The organism is Mesorhizobium sp. M1E.F.Ca.ET.041.01.1.1 (assembly GCF_003997355.1).
Lineage (GTDB): Bacteria > Pseudomonadota > Alphaproteobacteria > Rhizobiales > Rhizobiaceae > Mesorhizobium.
The window spans coordinates 1-628 of sequence record NZ_RZSL01001194.1; the positions used below are offsets into that span (position 1 = coordinate 1).

A 628-nucleotide genomic window follows, 5' to 3' on the forward strand; every position below is an offset into this window, starting at 1 on the left:
CCCTCGAGCACTCGAACGCGCAGGGCGTGGGCGAGGACAACACCCTCGACCTCAACGGCCTGATCAACGTGACGGCGACGGTGACGGTGACCGACGGCGACCAGGACGTGGTCTCGCAGCAAAGCTCCAGCTCGGGCCTGTCGCTGACCTTCGACGACACCGATCCGACGCTTTCGATCACGGCCGCGCCGGTGGTTGGCGCCGCCGAGGTGGTCGAGGCGAGCGGGGCTGCCGGCCAGAGCCAGGCGACGATCACCCCGCCGACCTTCAACGCGAGCGCGGTCGATGGCTACACCACGAATGTGACCTATGCGCTGGCCCTGGCGGGCGGAACGGCGACGGGGCTGCTGACGACGGTCGGCAACCATCCGATCACGCTGGTGGCCGACTCGGCCACCCAGATCTCGGGCATGTATGACAGCGACGGCGACACCACGCTCGATGCGACGGCGTTCACGGTGACGCTGTCCGGCACGACGGTGACGCTGACCTCGCTGGTTGCCCTCGAGCACTCGAACGCGCAGGGCGTGGGCGAGGACAACACCCTCGACCTCAACGGCCTGATCAACGTGACGGCGACGGTGACGGTGACCGACGGCGACCAGGACGTGGTCTCGCAGCAAAGCTC

The 628-nt window shown here is 68.3% G+C and carries 1 protein-coding gene; it reads left to right on the forward strand.

Going from position 1 to position 628, the window contains the following annotated elements; translation table 11 throughout:
- A partial coding sequence (locus tag EOA38_RS38300) for a DUF5801 repeats-in-toxin domain-containing protein (protein ID WP_210213033.1) occupies positions 1–628 on the forward strand: 628 nt, incomplete at both ends.